Genomic DNA, 740 nt, shown 5'->3' with positions numbered 1-740 from the left:
TATGTTCATCAAGTGTAACATAACCCTTGGTAAGATTGCCCTATTACCGTTGGAACTTTTGCGGAATCAAGCACTAGTATTATCTTCTTCTCATCAGCCATACCCCCTCGTTCTCGGCAAATAGCTTTCCTTCATTTTCTTCTATGTAATCAAGATTTTCTGTGATTATTTCGAATAGCCTTTGCATCGTATTCCCCCTTTGACCTGGAGTATAATTAAATTTGCGACAAGCCCCGCCACAATCCCGAATCCGATTATGATCAAATGAAAGATGTGAACGAATATCAGCAAGAGCCCGATTCCATCATGCCCTTCTTCAATCGGAAAAAATTGGCTGATGACCATGGAAAAAATAACCAAAAACAAAAAATATGCCACAGGAATGAACAATACACCATACCAATGCCTGTTTCTAAAATAGCGAACAATAAGAAGCGTGTACAGGACACCCAATCCCCCGGCAATAAAGTACCACCCTATTTCATCACTGACATCTAATAAATAAAAATAAGTTGTATAAAAAATAATTTCCCCGATCACGGCATATATGGCGCCCAACACAACAACGGTCAGCAGCATTTTTTTCACTCACATTCCGCACCCCTACGACTCTGAAAATGGCCAATTTTGGTGTATGCTAGAGTTCTAGAATCGAGAGTCGGGTCAGGAGTGGATACAACGATGCAAATGGAAAATTTCTATGAAGTCGGTTATCTGCCGTTACTCAGCGGCATCATGAA

1 protein-coding gene is annotated in these 740 nt (G+C 40.5%); it reads right to left on the bottom strand.

Going from position 1 to position 740, the window contains the following annotated elements; translation table 11 throughout:
* Positions 1-165: 165 nt before the first annotated feature.
* Positions 166-588 carry a hypothetical protein gene (locus WBG83_RS22535; RefSeq protein ID WP_336747634.1) on the bottom strand — a complete coding sequence of 141 codons (423 nt, stop codon included), beginning with the start codon at positions 586-588 and terminating at the stop codon, positions 166-168.
* Between the last annotated feature and the right edge of the window lie 152 nt (positions 589-740).

The organism is Paenibacillus sp. y28, from assembly GCF_037137075.1.
GTDB lineage: Bacteria > Bacillota > Bacilli > Paenibacillales > NBRC-103111 > JBBBNV01.
Note: the sequence above shows the minus strand (reverse complement) of the source record. Positions and strands in the feature narration are given on the sequence as shown.